The organism is Streptomyces alfalfae (genome assembly GCF_004127445.1).
Taxonomy (GTDB): domain Bacteria; phylum Actinomycetota; class Actinomycetes; order Streptomycetales; family Streptomycetaceae; genus Streptomyces; species Streptomyces alfalfae.
Window position 1 is genome coordinate 141,781 of sequence record NZ_QEXM01000015.1, and the last position, 21,701, is coordinate 163,481.

A 21,701-nucleotide genomic window follows, 5' to 3' on the forward strand; every position below is an offset into this window, starting at 1 on the left:
GTGGCGCAACTGTGGTGCATCGCAATCGAACGGTCCCCATTGGTAGCCCCGGGTCCACCAGGGGTCAAGGGGTTTAGACCATTTGTCCAAGAGGTCGATGCGAGAATCCCGGCATGGCGGAAATCATCCAGCGCGACGGGACCTGGACCTTCGACGGAGAGGTGCTGCGCCTTGTGCCCGGCCACGACAAGAGCGTCTCGCTGCTGCGCAAGACCCTCGGTGAACTGACCGTGCCGCTGGAGGCGTTGGCGGGCATAGCCTTCGAGCAGGGCAAGAAGGCGGGACGGCTGCGGCTGTGCCTGCGGAACGGCGCCGACCCGCTGCTCCAGGCGACGGGCGGCCAGCTGACGGACGCCTCGGACCCGTACCAGCTCGCCGTCGAGCCGAACCGCCACGGGGTCGCGGAGTACCTGGTCGACGAGGTGCGCAACGCCCATCTGCTCGAACAGGTGCCGACCGCACCCTGCGAGTCCTATCTCCTCCCGGGGCCGCCCGTGCCGCTGTCGGTCTCGGCGGGCGACGGCACCGCGAGCTTCGACGGGGAGCACGTGCGCCTGGAGTGGAACTGGAAGACCGAGGAGGCGAAGGCCGCGGTCGGCACCAGGTCCCTGGCGCTCCCCGACATCGTGGCGGTGGAGTGGCAGGCCGCGGTCGGCCTGGAGAACGGCTGCCTCCGTTTCACCGTGCGCAACGCCCCGACCAAGGCCCCGCCGAAGTACGACCCGAACGCGATCGAGCTCTGGGGCTTCAAGAAGGACCCGCTGATGGCCCTGGTCGCCGCCGCGGTCCAGGCCCGCCTCCCGCACCCGCTGGCCCCCGCTCCCCCGGCCGCGGCCCAGGACACCCCGCCCGCCGTCGCCAAGACGCTCGCCCCCGCGCCGCCCGCCGACGACCACGACGCCCTGCTGCGGCGCCTGCGGGAGCTGGGCGAGCTGCACCGGTCAGGGATCTTGACCGACGAGGAGTTCACCACGGCCAAGCAGGCCGTCCTGCGCCGCATGTAGGGCTGCCGAGCAGACCGTCCCGCGCCGGATGGGGGCCACCCCTGGCCCGTCCGCAAGCCGCCTTCGTCCATCCGGCGGCCCACCCAACGGCCCATTCCGGCGCGTGCGTGCCCGATTCCGGGCAGGATTCTTGCGAAAGCGGTGGAGATCCCCCAGGATCATCGAATGCACGACGACCTGGTGGACCACCTCACCCGCAGCACCCCGCTCCAGCGGGGTGAAGCACTGCGGGTCATCCAGGACGTGCTCGCCTACTTCGACGAGACGACCGAAGAGTTCGTCCGTCGCCGCCACCGCGAGCTGCAGGGTCAGGGCCTGCTGAACGCGGCGATCTTCGAACAGATCTCGGCGGATCTCGGATATCGCGCGGTCGCGCCGCCCGAGCTCACGCTCCGGCAGTTGCGCCGCATCATCTACGGCTAGGACACCCTCCATGTGCGGAATCGTCGGATACATCGGCAAGCGTGACGTCGCCCCGCTCCTCCTCGAAGGCCTGCAGCGCCTTGAGTACCGCGGCTACGACTCCGCGGGCATCGCCGTCACCGGCCCCAAGGCCTCCGGCCTGAAGACGGTGAAGGCCAAGGGCCGCGTGCGTGACCTGGAGGCCCGGGTCCCGTCCCGCTTCAAGGGCACGACCGGCATCGCCCACACCCGCTGGGCCACCCACGGCGCCCCCTCCGACGAGAACGCCCACCCTCACCTGTCCCAGGACGAGAAGGTCGCCGTCGTCCACAACGGCATCATCGACAACGCCTCCGAGCTGCGGGCCAAGCTGACCGCCGACGGCGTCGAGTTCCTCTCCGAGACCGACACCGAGGTCCTCACCCACCTCATCGCCCGCTCCCAGGCGGACACCCTCGAGGAGAAAGTGCGCGAGGCGCTGCGCCACATCGAGGGCACGTACGGCATCGCCGTCCTGCACGCCGACTTCAACGACCGCATCGTCGTCGCGCGCAACGGCTCCCCGGTCGTCCTCGGCATCGGCGAGAAGGAGATGTTCGTCGCCTCCGACGTCGCCGCGCTCGTCTCCCACACCCGCCAGGTCGTCACCCTCGACGACGGCGAGATGGCCACCATCAAGGCCGACGACTACCGCACGTACACCACCGAGGGCTCGCGCACGACCGCCTCGCCGACCACCGTGGAGTGGGAGGCCGAGTCGTACGACATGGGCGGCCACGACACGTACATGCACAAGGAGATCTTCGAGCAGCCCGACGCGGTCGACCGCGTGCTGCGCGGCCGCATCGACGACCGCTTCTCCACCGTGCACCTCGGCGGCCTCAACCTCGACGCGCACGACGCCCGCAAGGTGCGCCGCGTCAAGATCCTCGGCTGCGGCACCTCGTACCACGCGGGCATGATCGGCGCCCAGATGATCGAGGAGCTGGCCCGCATCCCCGCCGACGCGGAGCCGGCGAGCGAGTTCCGCTACCGCAACGCGGTCGTGGACCCCGACACCCTCTACGTCGCCGTCTCGCAGTCCGGCGAGACCTACGACGTCCTCGCCGCCGTCCAGGAGCTGAAGCGCAAGGGCGCCCGCGTCCTCGGCGTGGTCAACGTCGTCGGCTCCGCCATCGCCCGCGAGGCGGACGCGGGCGTGTACGTCCACGCGGGCCCGGAGGTCTGCGTCGTCTCCACCAAGTGCTTCACCAACACGACCGTCGCCTTCGCCCTGCTCGCCCTGCACCTGGGCCGCATCCGCGACCTCTCGGCCGCCGACGGCAAGCGGATCATCGAGGGCCTGCGCATGCTGCCGGGACAGATCGCGGAGATCCTCAAGCGCGAGGACGAGATCAAGAAGATCGCCAAGAGCTACGCCGACGCCCGCTCGATGCTCTTCATCGGTCGTGTGCGCGGCTACCCCGTGGCCCGCGAGGCCTCCCTCAAGCTCAAGGAGGTCTCCTACATCCACGCCGAGGCCTACCCCGCCTCGGAGCTGAAGCACGGCCCGCTCGCGCTCATCGAGCCCGCGCTGCCCACCGTCGCGATCGTCCCCGACGACGACCTCCTGGAGAAGAACCGCGCCGCGCTGGAGGAGATCAAGGCCCGCAGCGGCAAGATCCTCGCGGTCGCGCACCAGGAGCAGGAGAAGGCCGACGAGACCATCGTCGTGCCGAAGAACGAGAACGAGCTGGACCCGATCCTGATGGGCATCCCGCTGCAACTCCTCGCCTACCACACGGCGTTGGCGCTCGGCCGGGACATCGACAAGCCGCGCAACCTGGCGAAGTCCGTCACCGTGGAGTAGTCGGGCCCGTGAACGAATGAACGGCTCCCCGCGCGTGCCACCAGCACGCGGGGAGCCGTTCCTCAAGGGTCGGGGTCGCCCATTACCCCGACCCGCGCCCGCATCGACCGGTAGCCGTCACCCCCGGCCGGCAGGGCGGTGTGCCGGCGACCTTTATGTACCCTTCACGGGCGCGCCCAGCACCTCTACGCGCAAGTAGATTTATCTGCCCTGAAGCAGCCTGTCCCCCGCCGGCGGCCCGCCGCTACGGGATGACGATGACCGGCCGCTGCGCGCGCCGCGCGAGACGGCCCGCGACGGAGCCGAAGATGCGCCCGACGACACCGTGCGTGGAGCCGACGACGATCGCGTCCGCGCTGTACTCGTGGCCGACCTCTTCCAGCTCGTGGCAGATGTCGCCGCCGCGCTCGACGAGGATCCACGGCACCTCGGCGAGGTAGTCCGCGCAGGCCAGTTCGAGACCGAGCACTTCGGTGCGGTGGTCGGGCACGTCCACGAAGACCGGGGGCTCGCACCCCGCCCACACCGTGGTGGGCAGCCGGTTGGCGACGTGGACGATGATCAGACCCGAGCCCGAGCGGTGGGCCATCCCGATCGCGTAGGCGAGGGCCCGCTCACTGGAGGTCGAGCCGTCGAAGCCGACGACGACACCGTGCCGGAAGGCGGGATCGCAGGAGTGACGTGGTTCTTCCGCCGCCTGGGGGGTCGCTGTGGGATCGGCGACCTGCCGCTTGCGGTCCGCGGGTTCGGGGAATTCGTGACCGGCCATGGGTGTCTCGGCGAAGGAGTCCTCTGTGGGAGGGTCGGCTTTTCGGTTGGCGCGTGAGGATCAAGGACTGGAAGGTAGTCCGGGAATCATCTTCCCAAGCCCATACCCCCAAGGGTACGGCGACACTCCTTTCCTGCCCAGAGCCTGCGAAGGGCCTGCCAGGACCCCCGCCGGGCCGTGCACAGGGCCTCCCCGGCGTTCACCGGAGCATGCATGAGCCTCGCCCGTATGGCAATGGTTGCTGCCTCGTACAGGCGGTTTGCCCACCCGTCCGGCGTCCGCCGGATGGCTCGCCAGTGACCGCCCGCCCGGCCGCGCGTTGTACCCCTGTCCCGCCACCGCCACAGGGAGCACGCCGTGCCCGGATCATCGACCGCGTCCCCACTCCCCTCCCGCGCGCCGTCTTCACCCGAGCAAGCCCCGGCGCGCGGAACGCGCGCCCGGCGGCCACGCGACGCGCCGCATCAGGAGTCGGCGAGCGAGGTGGTCCGCTGGGCCGCGTTCAGCTGCGTCCTGGTTCCCGTCGTCCTCGTGGGGTACGGGATCTCGCTGGCGGGGGCGGGCGGCGCCGCGCTCGGTCTCGCGGCCGTCACCGGAGTCTGCCGGGTGCTGCTCAGGCAGTCCGAGCGGTGCGCCGCGCGACTGCTTGCAGAACAGAACACCGCACACCGCGGACGGCACGGCAGGACGGCTTCAGGAGCGCACCGGGGCATGCGTCACGGCATCGGCCACCCCCCGGTCGACTGACGTATTCGCACACACGATCCCGTAGCTTTTCAGCCAACTTCCGGGGGCTCAGCATTTCTTGCGGGAAGGGGCCTCCAACCCCCGGTTGACCAGGGCTGAAAGGCCCTCCGAACGCTTGCGCACCCTACGGGGACCGGCCATGGAGCGAAGGCGTACTTCCCAGCGCGGCCCCCGAGTGCAACGCTTCGTGATCGAATGCTTCACGCCAAGTTGCCATGTCGACATTCCGCCGGGTGCTGAACTGGTCACCCCGGCGGCACGGGACACAGTAGATTCGATCTTGACTGTATTACGGCGGGGGACTGGTGGAGGACCGAGGGGAAACGTGCAGCAGCGACAGGCCAAGCAAGCACGTCAAGAACAGGGAGCCGCGACGACCGAGGGGGGTTTAGCAGCATGAGTCACGACTCCACTGCCGCGCCGGAGACCACGGCTCGGAAGCTGTCCGGGCGTCGCCGCCGGGAGATCGTAGCGGTGCTGCTCTTCAGCGGTGGACCCATCTTCGAGAGTTCCATACCGCTCTCCGTATTCGGCATCGACCGGCAGGACGCAGGCGTGCCCCGCTACCGGCTGCTCGTGTGCGCCGGCGAGGAGGGACCGCTGCGGACCACCGGCGGGCTCGAACTCACCGCGCCGCACGGCCTGGAGGCGATCGGCCGGGCGGGCACCGTCGTCGTGCCGGCCTGGCGGTCGATCACGTCGCCGCCACCGCCGGAGGCACTCGACGCGCTGCGCCGCGCGCACGAGGAGGGCGCCCGCATCGTCGGGCTCTGCACCGGCGCGTTCGTGCTCGCCGCCGCGGGGCTGCTCGACGGCCGCCCGGCGACCACCCACTGGATGTACGCGCCGACGCTCGCCAAGCGCTACCCGTCCGTGCACGTGGACCCGCGCGAACTGTTCGTCGACGACGGGGACGTCCTGACGAGCGCCGGCACCGCGGCCGGAATCGATCTCTGTCTGCACATCGTGCGCACGGACCACGGCAACGAGGCGGCGGGCGCGCTCGCCCGCAGGCTCGTGGTGCCGCCGCGCAGGGCCGGCGGTCAGGAGCGCTATCTCGACAGGTCTTTACCCGAGGAGATCGGCGCCGACCCGCTGGCCGAAGTCGTCGCCTGGGCCCTGGAGCACCTCCACGAGCAGTTCGACGTGGAGACGCTGGCCGCGCGCGCGTACATGAGCAGGCGCACCTTCGACCGCAGGTTCCGCTCGCTCACCGGGAGCGCTCCCCTGCAGTGGCTGATCACCCAGCGGGTGCTCCAGGCCCAGCGGCTCCTGGAGACCTCCGACTACTCCGTCGACGAGGTCGCGGGCCGCTGCGGCTTCCGCTCGCCGGTGGCGCTGCGGGGCCACTTCCGGCGCCAGCTGGGCTCGTCTCCCGCCGCCTACCGGGCCGCCTACCGGGCCCGCAGGCCGCAGGGCGAGCGGGCGCTGGAGGCCGCCGCGACCGCGGCCGCCCAGGCCGTGCCGACGCTGGTCGAGGCGGGCCCCGTGCCCTCCCAGACCCGGCGCACGGCCGCCGCGAGCGCGCTCGGCCCCTCGGCCTCGGTGCCCACCGAGACCGGCAAGCCGAACGCGGACGTCTACGCCGCCGGTCGTGCGCCACTGCCCGGCCAGAGGAGTGCGCCGTAGGGTAAGACGCATGAACGATCGCATGGTGTGGATCGACTGCGAGATGACCGGGCTCTCGTTGACGGACGACGCACTTATCGAGGTGGCCGCACTGGTCACCGACTCGGAACTGAACGTGCTCGGCGAAGGGGTGGACATCGTGATCCGCCCGCCGGACGCGGCGCTGGAGACCATGCCCGAGGTGGTGCGCACCATGCACACCGCCTCGGGGCTCCTCGACGAGCTGGCCGGCGGCACCACGCTGGCCGACGCCGAGGAGCAGGTCCTCACGTACGTACGTGAGCACGTCAAGGAGCCGCGGAAGGCTCCGCTGTGCGGAAATTCGGTCGGCACCGACCGCGGCTTCCTCGCGCGGGACATGCGGACCCTGGAGGAGTACCTCCACTACCGCATCGTCGACGTCTCCTCCATCAAGGAGCTGGCCCGGCGCTGGTACCCCCGGGCGTACTTCAACAGCCCGGACAAGAACGGCAACCACCGGGCGCTCGCCGACATCCGCGAGTCCATCGCCGAGCTCCGCTACTACCGCGAGGCGGTCTTCGTCCCGCAGCCGGGACCGGACTCGGACACGGCGAAGTCGATCGCGGCGAAGCACGTCCTGTCCGCGGAGTAGCCTCCGCGCAAGCCCTGTGTACGGGGTCCGCGAAACGTGTGCGCGAGCACCCCTTCGGACCCTGTACACTTTTTCTCGGCCGGTCGGAAGAGCGACAGAAGACCGGACATGGTGGGTGTAGCTCAGTTGGTAGAGCACCTGGTTGTGGTCCAGGTGGCCGCGGGTTCAAGTCCCGTCACTCACCCTGAATGATCAAGGCCCGACCTGCGAAAGCAGGCCGGGCCTTCTTCATGCCCGGAATCGTGGCCAAACCGTGGCCACACAACCCCTGCCGGACAGCCCTACCCTCCTCCCATGGCGAGCATCAGGAAGCGCGAGAAGAAGGACGGCTCCGCGACCTACCAAGTCCGCTGGCTCCAAGGCGGGCGCGGGGGGTCCTGGGAAGACGAGAAGTTCGGTGACGAGGACAGCGCCGACCAGTTCCGGAAGCTGGTCGAGGCACACGGCAACCAGTGGCCCCACGGCTGGGTCAAGGGCCGCGGCTTCGTCGAGCCGGAGACACACCCCGACGACCACCCCTTCGGCAGCTACGCCCACGCCTACGTGGACGCGCTCAACACGGTGGACGACCGGACCAAGCACGATTACAAGCGGGACATCGAGCGGCACTTCCTCGGGGTCAAGCACACCGACGCCGCCGGCATCGAGCGGCGCCTCGGCGGCCTCGTGCATACCGCGGCCGACGGCGTCGAGCACCCGCCGACGATCTGCAACATCACGCAGGCCGACGTGAACGAGTGGGTGCGCCGCCAGCGGCACGCCGTCACAGCCCCTGACGACCCCGAGAACGTCCTCCGGGCCAAGGCCAGCGCCAAGAGCGTCGCGAACCGGCATGGGCTGCTCTACTGCGTCTTCCAGGCCGCCGTCGAGGCCGAGCCGCCCTTGCGCGAGACGAACCCGTGCAAGAAGACGGGCCTGCCCCGCCAGGACGAGGGCAGCGACGAGGAGATGGTGTTCCTGGAGCACGAGGAGTACGCCCGCATCAGCATCGAGCTCCGGGCCTTCGACCCCGACGCGGCCGACCTCGCCGACTTCCTCGTCGGCACCGGCATGCGGTGGGGCGAGGCGACCGCCCTGCAGACCCGTGACATCAACTGGACCACCGGGAAGGTCAACGTCCAGCGCGCCTGGAAGAGGCAGGACGACAACACCTTCGAGATCGGGCCGCCGAAGACGCGGAAGGCGCGGCGCCTGGTGAAGCTGAACGAGGACCAGCTGGCGATGCTGCGCCGCCACGTGGCCGGCCGGGGCCCGGAGGACTGGGTGTTCCGGGGCGGGCAGGGCAAGGCGTGGCGGCACAGCAACTTCTACCACCGCAAGTGGGAGCGCGCGCTGAACGAAGCGATCAAGAAGGGGCTCGGGAAGCGGCCGCGCATCCACGATCTCCGGCATACGCACGTGGCGTGGCTGATCGCGGACAACATCAACCCGGCGGCGATTCAGGCGCGGCTGGGGCATGAGTCGATCACGACGACGATCGACCGGTACGGGCATCTGCTGAACAACCTGGACGACGAGATCAGCGCCGCAGTCACCAACGCGATGCGTGTGGTTGCGCCTCGCGAAGGGCTGCGGCCTGTCCGTTCTGCGTGATCAGTGGCAGGGCTGGGGCCGTGTGCCCCAGTTCTGGCTCCACCGGCCGCTGCCGACGACGTGGATGAGGTAGGCGCGCATCTCTTCGAAGCACTGCTCCGTCATGGCGCCCTTGCGAACGAGCCAGACGAAACGTCCCTGCGATTCGTCTGGCCTCACAGCCGCCCCGTCGGGGAGGTCGTTACGCCATTCCATGTCGAAGACGGATTCGTTCGCGTGCTCCGACGCGGCTGGGCACTGCTGGGCGGATGGTTCCTCGCGCCAGTTCTGTTGCCAGCTGCCGCTCCGCACGATCGAGCGGATGTGCCTGACGAGCTCGGTGAGGCACTGCTCCGTCATGGCTCCCGTGGCTACGAGGTAGCCGAATTTGCCATTTCGTTCAGCAGGGAAGATGGCCCTGCCGTTGGGGAGTTCGGGTACGAACTCCATGTCGAACTCCGCTGCGGGTTTCACTTCCGCCTGCAGCTCCACGCCGCTGTCGTATGCCACTGACGTGCCCCCTTGCATGGCACATCCACACCTCGACGCGGGCATGCGTCGAGGGCGCGGATGAATCGATCCGATCCGACACGCCCCCCAGGCGGATCACCGACTGTGCCATACCGATCAGGTTGTGACCAGAGGACTTCAAGAGGTAACTGATAGTGATATTCACCGGTGAGGTTGGGTACTACCTCTGCGCCTCATCGCCGTCGCGACGCAGCATGATGTCTGCCATCTGGTCGAGCTTGTCGAGCTCTCGCTCGCTGAACTCCTCGATCCGTGCGATGAACAACCGGTGCTTGGCGCCGCCGCCCCACCGCTCCGACACGTACCCGAAGAACTGCGCCGACGCCGCGCGCTGAAGCGCTACGAGCGGCACATCCAGGGCCGCCTGAAGCCCGCGGAGCTGCGCCTCCGTCGGAGGCTTCACGCCCCGGTTGTTGATGAGGTTGTCGAGGGTTCCGCGCTTGTACTGCGGGCCGGCGTCCGGGTTCTCCGGGTCGACGGTGGCATCGGCGATGGTGCGCACGCCCTTGCCGAGCTCCGCCATCCGGTCCCGGACGAGATCCGACAGGTCGGCTCGCTCGGCCTGTTCGACCGTCTCCTCCGCTGACATCTTCCTCGTCTCCGCGCGGGCGCTGTGGGGCGTGGTGTCCACGTGTCTCCTGTGTCGACTATGGCATATGCCCTGGTCAGCAGATGACTCCCACTGGGTCGACAGCCACAGTGTCCAGGTTCTTGGGCGCTAGACGCCACCCCGCGCGAGCACCTTGACCAAAAAACCACCGCACAGTCACGACCAAATATCTGGACACGGCGTCCAGGTTCTGCCATGCTCTTGCTGTCCAACTTTTTGGCCACAACGTCCAAGGAGGTGAACCAGTGGCGTCCGAACCCCGATACGAGCTCGTCCGCCCCGAGGTTCTCCGCGCTCTCATGGAACGCACAGCGACCGGAGCAAGCATCAGCGGTCGCGAACTCGCCGCCGTGGTCGGCGTCCCGTCGAGCACGATTAACGCGCTGCTCACCGGCGTCACTCAGTCACAGCCCGAGAGCATCGCCCGCGGCATCTGCGAGGCGATCGGCATCGACCTTCTGTGCCTCTGGGCCCCGCGCCGCCGTTCGGCCCGCACCCCTCACGTCGAGCCCAAGCAACTGGTCGCCGCGTGAGCCGCCGATACACCTATCCGGAAGCTGCGGCCGAGCTTCGCGTCCCGGAAACCTGGCTGCGCCGCCATATCAAGAGCCTGCCGCACAGCAAGAAGGGCCGGAAGGTCACCTTCTCCGATGCAGACCTCGACCGCATCGACGCCCTGACGCATTACGAGCCGACGACGGGCCCTCTGGCCATCGTCCCCGCGCCGTCATCGGCGCCGACCGCTCACCCGCTGGCCGCCCTGCGCCCGCTGCCCTCGCGCGGCACGGCCGTACGGACTGGCTGACCCGACTTCGCGCCGAAGGGCCGCTCCGACTTCCCGGCCTGAGCGACCCCCCGACTACGGCGCCCCACCAATGCAGAAAGAGAGGCCCCGATGGCCACTGAGACTACCGACTCAATGACCAAGGTCGAACAGGCCCTGGCCAGGACCGACGAGGCCGCGGCCCGTCTCCGCGCTGTCGCCACCCGCTTGGTCACCGAGCACGGCGGCACGCTGCCGCAGCTTCTCGCAGTTCGCCTCGAAGCGTCCACGAACCGGACGTTCGTCGGGCTGCAGGCACACACGGAGGCCGAGAGCCGCCAGTGGGCGCAGGCGCTCGGAGTCACGCTGGAGACGTCGGACAGCACCCCGGACGAGCACGGCTTCTACAGGCACTTCAGCGCGGAGTTCTCCGTCGACGACGTAATGGTTCGAATTTCGTCGGCGGAATGGTTTCCGGCGGCGCGTGCCGCTGAGGCGGTGTCGGCGTGAGCGCCCCGCTGGTGGTGAACACCGCAGACGGTACGTGCTGGACGCTGCGTGCGACGACGCGTGACGGTGGGGCGTTGTACGCGCCGGAGGGCGTGTGCGAGTGCCCGCGGTTCGTGATGGCGACGCTGCCGGAGCTCGCGGAGCACGGGATCGTCGGGTCGGCGGACGCCCTGCCCGCACCGGTCGGCCCGCTGATGCCGCCGTTCCCGCCCGCGCCGGAGAGCTTCGAGGAGAAGCTGCGGCAGGACGTGGCGCGTCTCCAGGGTCTGTTCGCTGAGGCTGTGGCGGACCGGCATCGGGCCGAGCGTGAGCGGGACGAGATCCGTGAGCGGGTGGCGGAGCCCTACGGCTGCGCGCACTGCGGTGACGCCGAGCGGCACCACGGTAAGCAGTACCTGTCCGGCATGGGCCTGCATGGCTGGGTGCGTCCGTCTGATGTGCAGGTCAAGGAGCGGATGCTCGCTCGGCGTGCGGTGTGCGCGGATGTGAGGGGTCTGCGGGCGTACGGGGCTCGGATGCAGCGGGTGAATGCGGGGCTGCGGGCTCGGGTCGCCGCGCTGGAGGCGCAGCGGCAGGCCGATCACGCGACCTGGCAGCACGACCTCCGTACGGCGCGGGGCGAGCGGGATGCCCTGACCGCGCGCATTGGCGAGCTGGAGGCGGAGCGGCACTCGACGAACGAAGCGCTCGACGACGCGGTGCAGGCGCTGCGGGCTGGGGAGACGGAGCGGTCGGCGGACAAGCTGACGCGGCTCCTCGCGCCGACGCCGACCCTCCACGAGGACGAGCCCTCCGAGGCGTGCGCGCCCCGCACCGAGCGGTCGTACTGGGTCGACATCGCAGACGCGCTCAACGCGGCCGAGTCGGTCGGCCTGTCTGTCGGCATCGACCTGGACGGCACGCTCACCGACCGCACCGGGTGGTCCGTCATCTGGGATCGGGCCGCCACACAGTGGGTCGTCGCCGGGTACGAGGACGAGGCCGCTGACGCGGGCGAGACGGGCGGTGCGCGATGAACCACATCCGCCTGATCTGGCACCGCCTCTTCCGCCGCCCCACCATCACCGGCCCCTACCGGCTGTACATCCGCCGCACCCCCGCCGGAGCCATGCTCGACGTCGAGCACTACCTCGACGCCGTCCTCATCACGATCGCCGACAACCCCGACCTCCTCGACCTCCTTCTCCAGATGGCCGACGACCGGGGAGCCGCGCGCGGGCACGACGGCTGGGAGCCCGAGCAGCTCCTCGCCGAGCGGCTGAAGGACGCGCTCGGCTACGAGCTGCCGCTACTCGGTCCCGCGGTGCTGCGGCTGGCGGACCGGCTGCGCGCGGTGGCTCCGCCGCCGGCGGTCGTGGTGCCGGGCCAGCGTGAGGCAGGTGCGGCGTGAAGAAGCCCGCGAAGATCAACGGCCGCCTGACCATCACCGGGCCCGTCAACCCGCACTGGACTCAGGCGGACTACGCGGACGAGACCGCTGCCATGCGGTCCGAGGTCTGGCCCGCCGTGCAGAAGTTCCTCGCCGAGAACTACCCCGGCTACAGCGCGGCGTTCACGGCCGACGACATCACGCTGTGCACGCACTGCCGCTCGGAGTTCGAGGCGCTGACCGCCGACGAGGCGGCCGACGAGTCGACCCGGCAGGACGAGCACAGCGTCGAGGGCGAGCCGGTGTGCTGCTACGCGGCGATCGCCGAGTTCCGCGCTGAGCGTGGGATTCCGGCGCTGGCGGAGACGGGTGGTGCGTCGTGACCGCTCGCCACGTCATTGAGCAGGCGCTCCGGGCGTACTACGTCGACAGCGCCGAGCCGAACGCGATCGCCCGTGACCTGCTCGCTCAGTACGACGCCGAGCGGGATGAGGAGAAGGCCACCGCCACACCGGCGGCGACGGCCACTCCCAGGCCCGCGCCGGACTCCTCCCGCGAGCGGCGCCTGGAGCAGCTACTCGACGCGATCCGCACCCACGGCGGCAAGTGGACCACCCGCCAGGTGCAGGAGACCCGACGGCGCAAAGGCGAGGCCCCTCAGCGCGGGACCGCCCGCCGCGACCTCGCCGAGCTCGCCCGCCGAGGCCACCTCGTCGAGCACGGCCCGGCCGACGGCCGCTACTACCTCCTCGCGACTCGGAAGGACGGCCGCCGTGCCTGACCAGATGACCCGTCGTGCCTGGCTCCTGATCGCCATACAGGGCGAGCCCGGCCCGATCTCGACCGGCCGCGCCGAGCAGCTCCTCGCCGCCACCGGCTGGAGCTGCCACCGCAACACCGCGAGGAAGGACCTGCGAGCACTCGCCGCCCGTGGGGCCCTCCGGCCGGTGGACGCCGACGGCCGCCGCACCTACACGCCCACGACCATCGGAGAGGACGGCCGCTCATGAGCCGCCACACCCGCGTCGACCACGCCAAAGCCGCCGCGCGCCTCATGCAGGCGCCCGGCCAGTGGCTGCCGGTCGGTGAGTACCGGAACTCTTTCACCGCGTCGACCACCGCCTCCATGATCCGCCGACCGGGACAGACGAATCCGTCCGGCCGCCACTACCAGCCGGCCGGGGCCTACGACGCCCGCATCGTCCTCACTGACGACGGCGCACGTATCGAGGCCCGATACCGCGGGGCGGACCTGGCTCCCCTTGTCCCGGCACGGCCTCGGGGTGGGCGGCAGGTGCGCCCGTCGTCGGACGCCGAGCGGGTCCTCGGCCAGATCGAGCGCGGCGAGGTCCGTGCCGGGGCTGACGCTGCCCGTGAGATCGCCGCCCGTGCGGAGGCCGCGTACGGCGACGTGTGGAAGCCCAACACCGTCCGCGGCCTGCCCACCGCCCAGGCCAGCACCACCGCGGAGGTCGAGGCCGCATGACGAACACGACGACGGTCGGGGCTTCGGCCCCGGCCGCCGGCCGCCGCGTCACACCCACCGGCCGCCTCATCCTCCCCGCCGACGCCGACCGCGCCGACTGGCTCACCGCACGCCGCAGTGGACTCGGCTCCAGCGACGTCGCCGCGATCCTCGGCATCTCGAAGTACGGCAACGCCCTGTCCGTCTACCACGACAAGACCGGCGGCCTGCCGCTGGAGAGCGACGACTCCGAACCCGCCCTTTGGGGCCGCGCGTTCGAGGAGACCGTCGCCCGCGAGTGGGCCCGCCGCAACCGCAGCGTCGTCCGCCGCGTCGGCCTCGTCCAGAACACCGAACGCCCCTGGCAGATGTGCACCCTCGACCGCCGTGTCCTGGAGTGCCCCCTCGCCGACGGCCGCGAGAAGTGCGCGGTCGAGATCAAGTGCCGCGACAAGATGAAGGCCTCCGCCTTCCGCGCCGGCGTCGCGGACGACGTCCTCGTTCAGACCCTGTGGCAGGCCGACACCTGTGGCTTCGACCACGTCCACGCCGCCGTGCTGATCGGCGGCAACGACTACCGGCAGTACGTGATCCGCGTCGCCGACCACGCCCAGCTCGTCGCTGACCTCCGCGCCGCTGGCGAACTCGCCTGGCAGCAGATCACCGACCGGCGCCCGCCGGTGCTCGCCGCGGACGCGGACCCCGACGTCCTCCTCGACCTGTACGACCGCCTCCACCCCAACCGGGCCGGGGCCGTCGACATCACCCGCGACATCGACACCCAGGACGCGGTGGCCGACTACCTCGACGCCCACACCGACTACGTGGCAGCCGAGAAGCGGAAGAAGGCGGCGAAGGCCCGCATCCTCGCCGGCCTCGGCAGCGCCGAGCAGGCCACCGTCCTCGACCGGGTCCACGTGTCGCTGGACGAGCGCTCGAAGCAGTGGACCGACACCGCCCGCCTCGCCGAGCGCTGGCCCGACGCGTACGCGGACTGCGTCGAGGACCGCACCTACCGCCAGATCAGCATTCCCCGCGCTGTCCGTGAGGAGCACAACGCATGACCACGATCGCTGAGCGGGCCGCCGCTGCCGCGGGCCGCACCGAGCCCGCCTCGGGCCCGGCCGAGGACGCGCCGCCCGTCGAGGACTTCACCCCGGCGCCGGACCCGATGGCCGACTACGAACCCGGGGACGACGACCCTGAGCAGGTGCCCGTCGGAGTTGCGTGGCTCCGCGTCCGCCGCGAGATCCGCGCCATCGCCAAGGGCGAGAAGTACGACTCGTTCGGCACGAAGTTCAACTTCCGCGGGGTCGACACCGTCGTCAACGTCTTCGGGCCCGTGACGCTGAAGCACGGCGTCAACGTCATGTCGTCCAAGGTCGAGGCCTCCTACGGGGAGAAGTCGACCAAGAGCGGCGGCAAGATGCGGGAGTGCTCCGTCCTCGTCACCTGGACGGTCATGGGGCCGATGGGTGACACGCTCACCCTCCAGACGATGGGGGAGGCCCTCGACACCGCTGACAAGTCGACGACGAAGGCGCAGTCCGTCGCGCTCCGCACGCTGCTTCTCGGCTTCGGGCTCACCCCGACTCACGACCAGGACCCGGACGCCGACCGAGTCGAACGCGGCAACGATGCTCCGGCCCGATCCGCAGAGTCGTACCGCGACGAGATCCTCGACAAGAAGACGTCGCCCGGCCGGTTGCAGCAGATCAGCTACGAGCTGGCCAACCAGCGGATGCTCAACAGCCAGGTCACGAACGAGATTGGCGAGCAGGAGACCCTTGACGCGCTCGGCCGCCGCATCTACGGCGAGCGCACCGGCGGTGGCCAGTGAGCGCCTTCGCCGACGTCCGCAAGACCGCCTGGGACACCGAGACCACGGGCCCGAACCCGCTCGAAGACCGGATCGTCTCCGCCGCCTTCATCGTCCGCGCCCCCGGAGCCGAGGACCTCGTCTTCACGTGGCTGATCAACCCCGGCATCCCGATCCCCGCCGAAGCAACCGCCGTGCACGGTATCGACGACGCCAAGGTGCAGGGCGAGGGCCGCGAGCCCAAGGAAGCGCTGGAGGAGCTCGCCTCCTACCTGGCCCACGCCATCAACCAGGGCATGCCGGTGATCGCGTTCAACCACAGTTTCGACTGGTCGATCCTGCACTACGACCTCCTCCGCAACGGCCTGCCGACCATGGCCGAACGCGTCGGCCCCGGCCCGTTGCCCCTCATCGACCCGCACGTCATCGACAAGGAGCTCTTCAAGTACGTCCGCGGGCAGGGCAACCGGAAGCTGGGGCCCACGGCCGAGCGGTACAACGTCGCCCTCAACGACTGGCACACCGCGGACGCGGATGCTCTCGCGGCGCTGCTGATCGCTGAGGAACAGTTCGTCCGGTTCGCTCGCGAGCTCGGCCATCTGGGGCCGGAGCAGTTGTTCGCGGCGCAGCAGCGATGGCGGGCAGGGCAGCAGGCGAGCTTGCAGGACTGGTTCCGGAAGAAGGCGACGCCGGAGCAGGGCGGCGACCCGAACAAGGTGATCGACGGCTCCTGGCCGCTCATCCCGGCGCAGCGCACGGGCGGTGACGCCTGATGTGGGGCAAGCGAAAGCGGCGCATCACCGAACTGGAGGCCCACGTCCGCCAGCTCGTCGACGAACGCGACGAAGCCCGCACCGCGTCCGCCGCACACCTCGCCGCAGCCGTCCGCACCGCCGGCCGCAACACCATCCTCGCCGAGCGCAACGAGCAGCTCACCGCGACCGAGCACAGCCACGACGCGGACATGGAAATTCAGGCTGACCGCATCGAGCGGCTCCTGAAGGCGTGTGTCCGCTACCGCGCCGAGCTCGCTACCGCGGCCCGCGACATCGCGCGTCTGCAAGACCGCCTCGACGACTGCCTCGGCCTCACGGCCCCGGAGGTCGAGGCGGGTGCGGGCTGGCAGAAGCGCCGCCAGGACCTGACCGACAGGAGCGTCGTATGAGCCCCCTCGCCGCGGTCCGCCGCCTTCTGCACAGCCTCGACCACCACCAGCCCGCCACCCCGCTGGCCGACGCCGAACTCCTCGATGAGCAGGCCCTCGCCGCGGCGCTCGCGGACGGCGACGTCGAGGCCAACGACTGGGCGCACTGCCCCACCGAGGGGCGCACACGCTTCCACGCCATCCACACCGACGGCAGCCGCACCTGCTGGACGTGCCGCACGACCACGGGGAGCGAGCAGTGAAGGGCCAGGTAGACATCGACGCCGTCGCGGCCGTCTGTGCCGGACGGAACACGCCCGCCCAGGTCGAGGCCGTCGCGCGGCTCGTCGACCAGCGCGCCCAGGACGACGCCGACCGAGAGCACCTCCTCGACGTCCTCGGCCTCACCACCTCTCGGAGGGAGACCCCCGATGCCTGACCTGACCGACGCCCAACTCGACCAGCTCATCACCGACATTGGGCTGAAGGACCCCCACCGCGGGCAGCCCATCGCCCCCTGCGGCACCCAGTCCGCCTACACCCGGCACGTCAGGAACGGCGAGCCCATCGACGACGCGTGCCGCAAGGCGAACACCGAGGCCAAGCGCAGTAAAGGCACCCCGACGCCGAGCAGGCGCAAGCCCATCGCTCACGGAACGCTCGCAGGGTACCGACAGCACAAGTACCGCGGAGAGTCGGCGTGCGCCGAGTGCCTGGAAGGGCACCGCCTGTATGTCCGTGACCGTGACCGGAAGCTCGCGGCGGCTCGTTGGGCCAGGGGCGGTGCCCGGTGACTGCCCCGACCCTTTTCGACACCGAGGTGCCGGCCGCCACCACCGCGGCCGGGCCCCGGCCCCTCAACATTCCCACCGTGTACGGCCTCGACCTCTCCCTCACCTCCACCGGCATCAGCGACGGCGCCACTGCCGACGCCCTCATCCCCGGCAGCCGGACCGGACACGACCGCCTCGAATTCCACCGCCGCACCATCCGCGCCTGCATCCCCGACGACACCAGCCTCGTCGTCATCGAGGGCGTCGCCATGTCAGTCGGCTACCGACCCGGCGTCGAGGAGATGACCTACCTCCGCGGCCTCATCCGCCATGACCTGTGGCGCCGCCGCATCCCCTTCGCTATCTGCCCGCCGCAGCACCGAATCATCTACGCCTGCGGCGTCGCCAACCCCGCGAAGGACCACCCGGCCAGCCGACGCAAGACCATCGCCAAGGGCATGGTCCGCGACGCCGTCATCGAGCGGTACGGCGTGCCGTGCGAGGGCCGCGGCCGCTACGACCAGGCCGACGCGACGATCCTCGCCGCGATGGGCCTGCACTGGCTCGGTTACCCGCTCGTGGTCATGCCGGACACGCACCGGCGGGCGCTGAACGGCGTGACGTGGCCGGAGAACCTTCCGGCGGTGGCCCGATGATCCGCCGCACCCCCTACCGGCGCGCCACCCCCGACACGTCCACCGGCAACAACTGGGCGCTCCTGGGCATCTGCGCCCGCCCCGACTACACCAAGCGAGCTGACGAGCTGTGGTGGGCCCCCACCAGCAAGCGCGGCGCGCTCGCCGAGGCCATCCGCCTCTGCCACGAGTGCCCCGTCCGCAAGGCCTGCCTCGACGAGGCCATGCGCATCGAAGGCAGCGCCCACAAGGAACGACGCCACGGCATCCGCGGCGGCCTCCAGCCAACCCAGCGCCGCCGCCTCTACGAGGAGCTGGAGCGGCGACGCAAGGCGGCCGCATGAACGGCGTGGCCAGCCTTCTCACCATCGACACCGGCCAGGGCTACGAGGACCGCGAGACCGGACAGATCCGCTACACCCGGCCGCCCCGCGCTCGCTACGAGTGCCACGAATGCGGCACCACAGAGGGCCCCGTAGCCGGTTCCGTCCGAGTCCGCGAGTTCGTCGCCAACGTCCGCACAGACCACCGAGCCCGCTGCTCGGCCCGCACCACAACCCAGCAAGGAGCGCACACCGCATGACCGACATCAAGTTCGACAGCAAGGTCCTCGAAGACGTCAAGGACGCCCTCGCCCCGCACACCACCGACATGTTCACGCAGCGCAAGGGCCGGTGGATGGCCGTCGTCGAGCTCGCCCACGTCGAGCGCGTCGAGCCCGGCCCCGACGAGGACAAGTTCCCATCCGTCAAGGTCCGCATCGTCGCCATCGAGGTCGCCGACAACGACTTCGCCGACGAGCGGCTCCGCGAACTCCAGCGCGGCCTGTACCGGCTGCGCACCAAGGGCGGCACCCTCGACGGCGAGCTCGACCCCGACGTCCAGAACGCCCGCGACGTCCTGAAGCACGGCTCGGGGCTCCTCGTCGGCAGCGACGCGTGATGGCCGCCCGGCCGCGGGACAGCGCTCCTTCCCCCGCAAGGCGCTGCCCCGCGTGCCGGGCCCCCACCCTCCGCCAGCTCGTCGGCAACCGCGCGGCCCTCACCGTCACCGCCGACCTCACGCCCCTCACCCCCGAGCAGCAGAACGCCGTCCGCGAGCCCAACCGCCTCATCTGGTGCCTGCGCACCAACCAGCTCGGCATCCGCCGCCTCGTCTGGCTCGACGCCTGGCACCCGCCCGACTGCCCCCACGACCACGTCACCGACCACATCTGTCCCCCCGACCCCACCACCTTGTTCTGAGGAGCCACGTGAACAACGTCCGCCCCCTGCCGCGCGACCAGGCGGACGACGACGCCCTCACCCGGACATCACCCCACGATGCCGAGGCCGAGAACCTCGTCGGCGGCGTCATCATGCACGACCGCACCGCCTACCTCGAATGCGCCCAAGTCCTCGACCGCGACGACATCTACCAGCCCTCCATCCGCCTCATCTGGGACGTCGTCGGCGGCCTCGTCGCCGAGAACCACCAGCTCCACCCCGTCATCGTCCGCGCCGAGATCGAGAAGCAGGGACGGCTCCGCGAAGTCGACGGCGGCACCCTCATCGACCGCCTCGGCACCGACTACATCCCCGGCCCCATGGCGCAGGCCTTCGCCGAGCGCATCGCCGACAAGGCCCGCGTCCGCCGCCACGACGAACACGCCACCCGCATCCGCATCGAGATCGCCCGCGGCGCCACCGGCGAGGAACTCGACAAGCTCACCGACGACCACCACCAACGCGAACAGCTCCGCGCCAGCACCGGCCACGGCCCCAGCCACCTCGCCAGCGCGCTCCTGGACTGGGACCCGTTCTTCGGCACGGATTTCGGCGCGGTGCAGCTCCTGCCCGGCCGCCTCCTGGCTCCCGGCCAGCAGATCACCATCGTCGGCGACGGCAAGGCCGGCAAGAGTCTCTTCGTCCAGGAGTGGCTGTGGCGCATGGCCACCGGCCAACCGTTCCTCGACGACCGCCCGCAGACGCCCGTCCCGCTCCTGTACGTGGACGCCGAGAACGGCCACCAGGACATCCAGGAACGATTCCTCTCCTACGGCGCGGGCCCCGGACGCATGGGCCTCATGTCCTACGCCAGCTTCCCGCCCATCCGCCCCCTCGACACCGCAGGCGGCGGCGCGGACCTCCTCGCCATGGTCGCCGAGTGTGAAGCCCAACTCGTCTGCCTCGACACCGTCTCCCGCTTCATCAGCGGCCCCGAGAACGACTCCGACACCTGGCTCGCCCTCTACCGCCACACCCTCCTCCCACTCAAGCGGCAGGGCATCGCCTCCGTCCGCCTGGACCACATGGGCAAGGACCACGAGCGCGGCGCCCGCGGCTCCTCCGCCAAGACCCAAGACGTCGACCATGTCTGGGAGCTCCGCGCGCAGGGCGGCGGCACCGTCGTCCTCAAGCGCACCCACACCCGCACCGGCATCGGCCCCGACAACTTCGTCCTGCTGCGGCAGTCGCAGCGCGACGGTGACCGATACCGGCCCGGCTGCACCCGCCACGTCCTCATGACCTACGACACCGAGACCCACACCGATCACGCTGTCCCCGGCACGGTGGAGCACATCGTCGCCGCCCTCGACCGCGCAGGCGTCCCGAACGACACGGGCAACCGGGCTGTCCGCCAGAAGCTCGCCGAGCTCCAGGTCCCCGGCTCCAACGACAAGATCGCGGAAGCCGTCCGGCACCGGAAAGCCCGGTCCAATAAGTCCGGTATCGACGTTTCCGGAAAGCGTTCCGCAGGCCGTTCCGACCCACGTTTCCCGGAAACGTTTCCCGGAACGCTCCCCGGAACCGAAGAAACCCCAGGTCAGACGTTTCCCGGAACGCCCGCGGAAACGTCAGGAACGCCCCCCGTTCCGACCGTTCCCCCCTCGAAGAGGGGGAACGGAGAGGGAACGCCGGAACCAGCAGCCCCAGCAAAACCCCTCTGCACCATCTGCGACCGCCCCATGAACACCGACTGGGCCAACCGCGGATACGACACACACCTCGGCTGCGACCCCACCACCGGCAGCCACCCCGACATGCCACACGACGCCGCCTGAGCAAAGGAGAACCCCATGGGCTACTACCACTCCGCCTACTTCGCCTACGGCATCCACATCCCCGTGGACAACCAAGCCGCCGCCTGGGCAGAGAGCGAGCGCCTCGACAAGGAACTGAAGAAGCACAAGCAGCGCTGCCCCGACGTCGGCCACCTCTCCGCCGGCGACTACGACCACGACCGTCTCTTCCTCGTCACCAAGTCCGACGAGATCCCCCTCGGCCAGTACGGCCGCGCCAGCACCACTACCCCCGAGCAGCGCGCGAACTGGAACCTCCAACTCGCCAACGCCGTACACGCCCTCGGCTACAGCGACATCCCCGACCTCGAAGCCCCCGGATGGCTCTGCATCCCCGACCTGTCCTGAGCGCGCGCATCCGGTTAGAGCCAGCCACGCGCGACCACACAAACGATCAACACCGCGCGACCAGCCCAACAGAACCCGAGACCAACGG

33 protein-coding genes and 1 tRNA gene are annotated in these 21,701 nt (G+C 70.2%); 31 read left to right on the top strand and 3 right to left on the bottom strand.

Annotated features, from left to right (window positions below; all coding sequences use genetic code 11):
* Positions 1–113: 113 nt before the first annotated feature.
* The 3 genes from DCW30_RS05525 to glmS all read left to right on the top strand — a co-directional run bounded on the left by DCW30_RS05525 (position 114) and on the right by glmS (position 3,255).
* Positions 114–1,004 carry a DUF4429 domain-containing protein gene (locus DCW30_RS05525; RefSeq protein WP_076686232.1) on the top strand — a complete coding sequence of 297 codons (891 nt, stop codon included), beginning with the start codon at positions 114–116 and terminating at the stop codon, positions 1,002–1,004.
* A gap of 165 nt (positions 1,005–1,169) precedes the next feature.
* Positions 1,170–1,427 carry a hypothetical protein gene (locus DCW30_RS05530; RefSeq protein WP_062778170.1) on the top strand — a complete coding sequence of 86 codons (258 nt, stop codon included), beginning with the start codon at positions 1,170–1,172 and terminating at the stop codon, positions 1,425–1,427.
* A 10-nt stretch (positions 1,428–1,437) separates the two neighbouring features.
* On the top strand, positions 1,438–3,255 hold the full coding sequence (glmS, locus tag DCW30_RS05535) for a glutamine--fructose-6-phosphate transaminase (isomerizing) (RefSeq protein ID WP_076686229.1): 1,818 nt from the start codon (positions 1,438–1,440) through the stop codon (positions 3,253–3,255).
* 244 nt (positions 3,256–3,499) lie between these two features.
* Here glmS and DCW30_RS05540 read toward each other — a convergent pair whose 3' ends face one another.
* Positions 3,500–4,024 (bottom strand): universal stress protein, encoded by a 525-nt coding sequence (locus DCW30_RS05540; RefSeq protein ID WP_062778166.1) that lies wholly within the window; start codon positions 4,022–4,024, stop codon positions 3,500–3,502.
* A 483-nt stretch (positions 4,025–4,507) separates the two neighbouring features.
* Between DCW30_RS05540 and DCW30_RS05545 the strand changes: the two genes are divergently transcribed.
* From DCW30_RS05545 to DCW30_RS05565, 5 genes are all read left to right on the top strand, one after another.
* A complete protein-coding gene (locus tag DCW30_RS05545; RefSeq protein WP_205576614.1) occupies positions 4,508–4,771 on the top strand; it encodes a hypothetical protein in 264 nt (87 codons plus the stop codon).
* A 396-nt stretch (positions 4,772–5,167) separates the two neighbouring features.
* Complete coding sequence (locus DCW30_RS05550) at positions 5,168–6,400, top strand: helix-turn-helix domain-containing protein (RefSeq protein ID WP_076686225.1); 1,233 nt, start codon at positions 5,168–5,170, stop codon at positions 6,398–6,400.
* 10 nt (positions 6,401–6,410) lie between these two features.
* The gene (orn, locus tag DCW30_RS05555) at positions 6,411–7,013 is read left to right on the top strand and encodes an oligoribonuclease (RefSeq protein WP_076686224.1); all 603 of its coding nucleotides are present in this window, start codon (positions 6,411–6,413) and stop codon (positions 7,011–7,013) included.
* Between the two features lie 111 nt (positions 7,014–7,124).
* A tRNA-His gene (locus tag DCW30_RS05560) sits at positions 7,125–7,197 on the top strand.
* Positions 7,198–7,307: 110 nt separating this feature from the next.
* The gene (locus DCW30_RS05565) at positions 7,308–8,606 is read left to right on the top strand and encodes a tyrosine-type recombinase/integrase (RefSeq protein ID WP_076686221.1); all 1,299 of its coding nucleotides are present in this window, start codon (positions 7,308–7,310) and stop codon (positions 8,604–8,606) included.
* On the opposite strand, the gene DCW30_RS36995 is transcribed toward DCW30_RS05565, so the two are convergent.
* Both DCW30_RS36995 and DCW30_RS05580 read right to left on the bottom strand, forming a co-directional pair.
* Positions 8,607–9,095 (bottom strand): hypothetical protein, encoded by a 489-nt coding sequence (locus DCW30_RS36995; protein ID WP_205576613.1) that lies wholly within the window; start codon positions 9,093–9,095, stop codon positions 8,607–8,609.
* Between the two features lie 181 nt (positions 9,096–9,276).
* Positions 9,277–9,747, bottom strand: a complete 471-nt coding sequence (locus tag DCW30_RS05580) for a hypothetical protein (protein ID WP_079250131.1) — start codon at positions 9,745–9,747, stop codon at positions 9,277–9,279.
* A 278-nt stretch (positions 9,748–10,025) separates the two neighbouring features.
* Here DCW30_RS05580 and DCW30_RS05585 point away from each other — a divergent pair, with 278 nt between their 5' ends.
* From DCW30_RS05585 to DCW30_RS05695, 23 genes are all read left to right on the top strand, one after another.
* The gene (locus tag DCW30_RS05585) at positions 10,026–10,259 is read left to right on the top strand and encodes a hypothetical protein (protein ID WP_123985621.1); all 234 of its coding nucleotides are present in this window, start codon (positions 10,026–10,028) and stop codon (positions 10,257–10,259) included.
* Entirely contained in the window at positions 10,256–10,531 is a 276-nt protein-coding gene (locus tag DCW30_RS05590) for a helix-turn-helix domain-containing protein (RefSeq protein ID WP_076686217.1), read from the top strand. Before DCW30_RS05585 ends, DCW30_RS05590 begins: the two co-directional genes overlap by 4 nt.
* 114 nt (positions 10,532–10,645) lie before the next feature.
* Positions 10,646–10,999: a hypothetical protein gene (locus DCW30_RS05595; protein WP_129299883.1), complete on the top strand. Its 354-nt coding sequence runs from the start codon at positions 10,646–10,648 to the stop codon at positions 10,997–10,999.
* Positions 10,996–12,015 carry a hypothetical protein gene (locus DCW30_RS05600; protein ID WP_076686213.1) on the top strand — a complete coding sequence of 340 codons (1,020 nt, stop codon included), beginning with the start codon at positions 10,996–10,998 and terminating at the stop codon, positions 12,013–12,015. Before DCW30_RS05595 ends, DCW30_RS05600 begins: the two co-directional genes overlap by 4 nt.
* On the top strand, positions 12,012–12,389 hold the full coding sequence (locus tag DCW30_RS05605) for a hypothetical protein (RefSeq protein ID WP_076686210.1): 378 nt from the start codon (positions 12,012–12,014) through the stop codon (positions 12,387–12,389). The genes DCW30_RS05600 and DCW30_RS05605 overlap by 4 nt, the downstream gene beginning before the upstream one ends.
* Complete coding sequence (locus DCW30_RS05610; protein ID WP_076686209.1) at positions 12,386–12,751, top strand: hypothetical protein; 366 nt, start codon at positions 12,386–12,388, stop codon at positions 12,749–12,751. The genes DCW30_RS05605 and DCW30_RS05610 overlap by 4 nt, the downstream gene beginning before the upstream one ends.
* Positions 12,748–13,149: a hypothetical protein gene (locus tag DCW30_RS05615; RefSeq protein WP_076686207.1), complete on the top strand. Its 402-nt coding sequence runs from the start codon at positions 12,748–12,750 to the stop codon at positions 13,147–13,149. Before DCW30_RS05610 ends, DCW30_RS05615 begins: the two co-directional genes overlap by 4 nt.
* Positions 13,142–13,378: a hypothetical protein gene (locus tag DCW30_RS05620; protein ID WP_076686205.1), complete on the top strand. Its 237-nt coding sequence runs from the start codon at positions 13,142–13,144 to the stop codon at positions 13,376–13,378. The genes DCW30_RS05615 and DCW30_RS05620 overlap by 8 nt, the downstream gene beginning before the upstream one ends.
* Entirely contained in the window at positions 13,375–13,854 is a 480-nt protein-coding gene (locus tag DCW30_RS05625; RefSeq protein WP_076686203.1) for a hypothetical protein, read from the top strand. Before DCW30_RS05620 ends, DCW30_RS05625 begins: the two co-directional genes overlap by 4 nt.
* Entirely contained in the window at positions 13,851–14,897 is a 1,047-nt protein-coding gene (locus tag DCW30_RS05630; protein ID WP_076686200.1) for a YqaJ viral recombinase family nuclease, read from the top strand. The genes DCW30_RS05625 and DCW30_RS05630 overlap by 4 nt, the downstream gene beginning before the upstream one ends.
* Positions 14,894–15,673, top strand: coding sequence for an ERF family protein (locus DCW30_RS05635; RefSeq protein ID WP_076686198.1), 780 nt, complete (start codon positions 14,894–14,896; stop codon positions 15,671–15,673). Before DCW30_RS05630 ends, DCW30_RS05635 begins: the two co-directional genes overlap by 4 nt.
* The gene (locus tag DCW30_RS05640; protein ID WP_076686196.1) at positions 15,670–16,425 is read left to right on the top strand and encodes an exonuclease domain-containing protein; all 756 of its coding nucleotides are present in this window, start codon (positions 15,670–15,672) and stop codon (positions 16,423–16,425) included. The genes DCW30_RS05635 and DCW30_RS05640 overlap by 4 nt, the downstream gene beginning before the upstream one ends.
* Positions 16,425–16,817: a hypothetical protein gene (locus DCW30_RS05645; RefSeq protein WP_076686195.1), complete on the top strand. Its 393-nt coding sequence runs from the start codon at positions 16,425–16,427 to the stop codon at positions 16,815–16,817. Before DCW30_RS05640 ends, DCW30_RS05645 begins: the two co-directional genes overlap by 1 nt.
* Positions 16,814–17,059, top strand: coding sequence for a hypothetical protein (locus DCW30_RS05650; protein ID WP_076686192.1), 246 nt, complete (start codon positions 16,814–16,816; stop codon positions 17,057–17,059). The genes DCW30_RS05645 and DCW30_RS05650 overlap by 4 nt, the downstream gene beginning before the upstream one ends.
* Positions 17,056–17,235 (top strand): hypothetical protein, encoded by a 180-nt coding sequence (locus tag DCW30_RS05655; RefSeq protein WP_076686189.1) that lies wholly within the window; start codon positions 17,056–17,058, stop codon positions 17,233–17,235. The genes DCW30_RS05650 and DCW30_RS05655 overlap by 4 nt, the downstream gene beginning before the upstream one ends.
* Positions 17,228–17,590 (top strand): hypothetical protein, encoded by a 363-nt coding sequence (locus tag DCW30_RS05660; RefSeq protein WP_076686186.1) that lies wholly within the window; start codon positions 17,228–17,230, stop codon positions 17,588–17,590. Before DCW30_RS05655 ends, DCW30_RS05660 begins: the two co-directional genes overlap by 8 nt.
* Positions 17,587–18,225, top strand: a complete 639-nt coding sequence (locus DCW30_RS05665; RefSeq protein ID WP_076686185.1) for a hypothetical protein — start codon at positions 17,587–17,589, stop codon at positions 18,223–18,225. The genes DCW30_RS05660 and DCW30_RS05665 overlap by 4 nt, the downstream gene beginning before the upstream one ends.
* Positions 18,222–18,548, top strand: coding sequence for a WhiB family transcriptional regulator (locus DCW30_RS05670; RefSeq protein WP_079250130.1), 327 nt, complete (start codon positions 18,222–18,224; stop codon positions 18,546–18,548). The genes DCW30_RS05665 and DCW30_RS05670 overlap by 4 nt, the downstream gene beginning before the upstream one ends.
* Entirely contained in the window at positions 18,545–18,787 is a 243-nt protein-coding gene (locus DCW30_RS05675) for a hypothetical protein (protein ID WP_076686183.1), read from the top strand. Before DCW30_RS05670 ends, DCW30_RS05675 begins: the two co-directional genes overlap by 4 nt.
* A complete protein-coding gene (locus DCW30_RS05680) occupies positions 18,784–19,146 on the top strand; it encodes a hypothetical protein (protein WP_076686180.1) in 363 nt (120 codons plus the stop codon). Before DCW30_RS05675 ends, DCW30_RS05680 begins: the two co-directional genes overlap by 4 nt.
* Positions 19,146–19,448, top strand: a complete 303-nt coding sequence (locus DCW30_RS05685) for a hypothetical protein (protein WP_076686178.1) — start codon at positions 19,146–19,148, stop codon at positions 19,446–19,448. The genes DCW30_RS05680 and DCW30_RS05685 overlap by 1 nt, the downstream gene beginning before the upstream one ends.
* Before the next feature lie 8 nt (positions 19,449–19,456).
* On the top strand, positions 19,457–21,247 hold the full coding sequence (locus tag DCW30_RS05690) for an AAA family ATPase (protein ID WP_076686176.1): 1,791 nt from the start codon (positions 19,457–19,459) through the stop codon (positions 21,245–21,247).
* Positions 21,248–21,262: 15 nt separating this feature from the next.
* Positions 21,263–21,613 (top strand): hypothetical protein, encoded by a 351-nt coding sequence (locus DCW30_RS05695; protein WP_076686174.1) that lies wholly within the window; start codon positions 21,263–21,265, stop codon positions 21,611–21,613.
* Positions 21,614–21,701: the final 88 nt, after the last annotated feature.

What these genes read in the sequence shown, in the direction of transcription:
- DCW30_RS05685 (WP_076686178.1), top strand. Translation starts at nt 19,146, where the DNA reads ATGGCCGCCCGGCCGCGGGACAGCGCTCCTTCCCCCGCAAGGCGCTGC.
- DCW30_RS05650 (WP_076686192.1), top strand. Translation starts at nt 16,814, where the DNA reads ATGAGCCCCCTCGCCGCGGTCCGCCGCCTTCTGCACAGCCTCGACCAC.
- DCW30_RS05625 (WP_076686203.1), top strand. Translation starts at nt 13,375, where the DNA reads ATGAGCCGCCACACCCGCGTCGACCACGCCAAAGCCGCCGCGCGCCTC.
- DCW30_RS05565 (WP_076686221.1), top strand. Translation starts at nt 7,308, where the DNA reads ATGGCGAGCATCAGGAAGCGCGAGAAGAAGGACGGCTCCGCGACCTAC.
- DCW30_RS05530 (WP_062778170.1), top strand. Translation starts at nt 1,170, where the DNA reads ATGCACGACGACCTGGTGGACCACCTCACCCGCAGCACCCCGCTCCAG.
- DCW30_RS05550 (WP_076686225.1), top strand. Translation starts at nt 5,168, where the DNA reads ATGAGTCACGACTCCACTGCCGCGCCGGAGACCACGGCTCGGAAGCTG.
- DCW30_RS05675 (WP_076686183.1), top strand. Translation starts at nt 18,545, where the DNA reads ATGAACGGCGTGGCCAGCCTTCTCACCATCGACACCGGCCAGGGCTAC.
- DCW30_RS05540 (WP_062778166.1), bottom strand. Translation starts at nt 4,024, where the DNA reads ATGGCCGGTCACGAATTCCCCGAACCCGCGGACCGCAAGCGGCAGGTC.
- DCW30_RS05680 (WP_076686180.1), top strand. Translation starts at nt 18,784, where the DNA reads ATGACCGACATCAAGTTCGACAGCAAGGTCCTCGAAGACGTCAAGGAC.
- orn (WP_076686224.1), top strand. Translation starts at nt 6,411, where the DNA reads ATGAACGATCGCATGGTGTGGATCGACTGCGAGATGACCGGGCTCTCG.
- DCW30_RS05645 (WP_076686195.1), top strand. Translation starts at nt 16,425, where the DNA reads ATGTGGGGCAAGCGAAAGCGGCGCATCACCGAACTGGAGGCCCACGTC.
- DCW30_RS05660 (WP_076686186.1), top strand. Translation starts at nt 17,228, where the DNA reads ATGCCTGACCTGACCGACGCCCAACTCGACCAGCTCATCACCGACATT.
- glmS (WP_076686229.1), top strand. Translation starts at nt 1,438, where the DNA reads ATGTGCGGAATCGTCGGATACATCGGCAAGCGTGACGTCGCCCCGCTC.
- DCW30_RS05525 (WP_076686232.1), top strand. Translation starts at nt 114, where the DNA reads ATGGCGGAAATCATCCAGCGCGACGGGACCTGGACCTTCGACGGAGAG.
- DCW30_RS05595 (WP_129299883.1), top strand. Translation starts at nt 10,646, where the DNA reads ATGACCAAGGTCGAACAGGCCCTGGCCAGGACCGACGAGGCCGCGGCC.
- DCW30_RS05605 (WP_076686210.1), top strand. Translation starts at nt 12,012, where the DNA reads ATGAACCACATCCGCCTGATCTGGCACCGCCTCTTCCGCCGCCCCACC.
- DCW30_RS05670 (WP_079250130.1), top strand. Translation starts at nt 18,222, where the DNA reads ATGATCCGCCGCACCCCCTACCGGCGCGCCACCCCCGACACGTCCACC.
- DCW30_RS05635 (WP_076686198.1), top strand. Translation starts at nt 14,894, where the DNA reads ATGACCACGATCGCTGAGCGGGCCGCCGCTGCCGCGGGCCGCACCGAG.
- DCW30_RS05695 (WP_076686174.1), top strand. Translation starts at nt 21,263, where the DNA reads ATGGGCTACTACCACTCCGCCTACTTCGCCTACGGCATCCACATCCCC.
- DCW30_RS05630 (WP_076686200.1), top strand. Translation starts at nt 13,851, where the DNA reads ATGACGAACACGACGACGGTCGGGGCTTCGGCCCCGGCCGCCGGCCGC.
- DCW30_RS05585 (WP_123985621.1), top strand. Translation starts at nt 10,026, where the DNA reads ATGGAACGCACAGCGACCGGAGCAAGCATCAGCGGTCGCGAACTCGCC.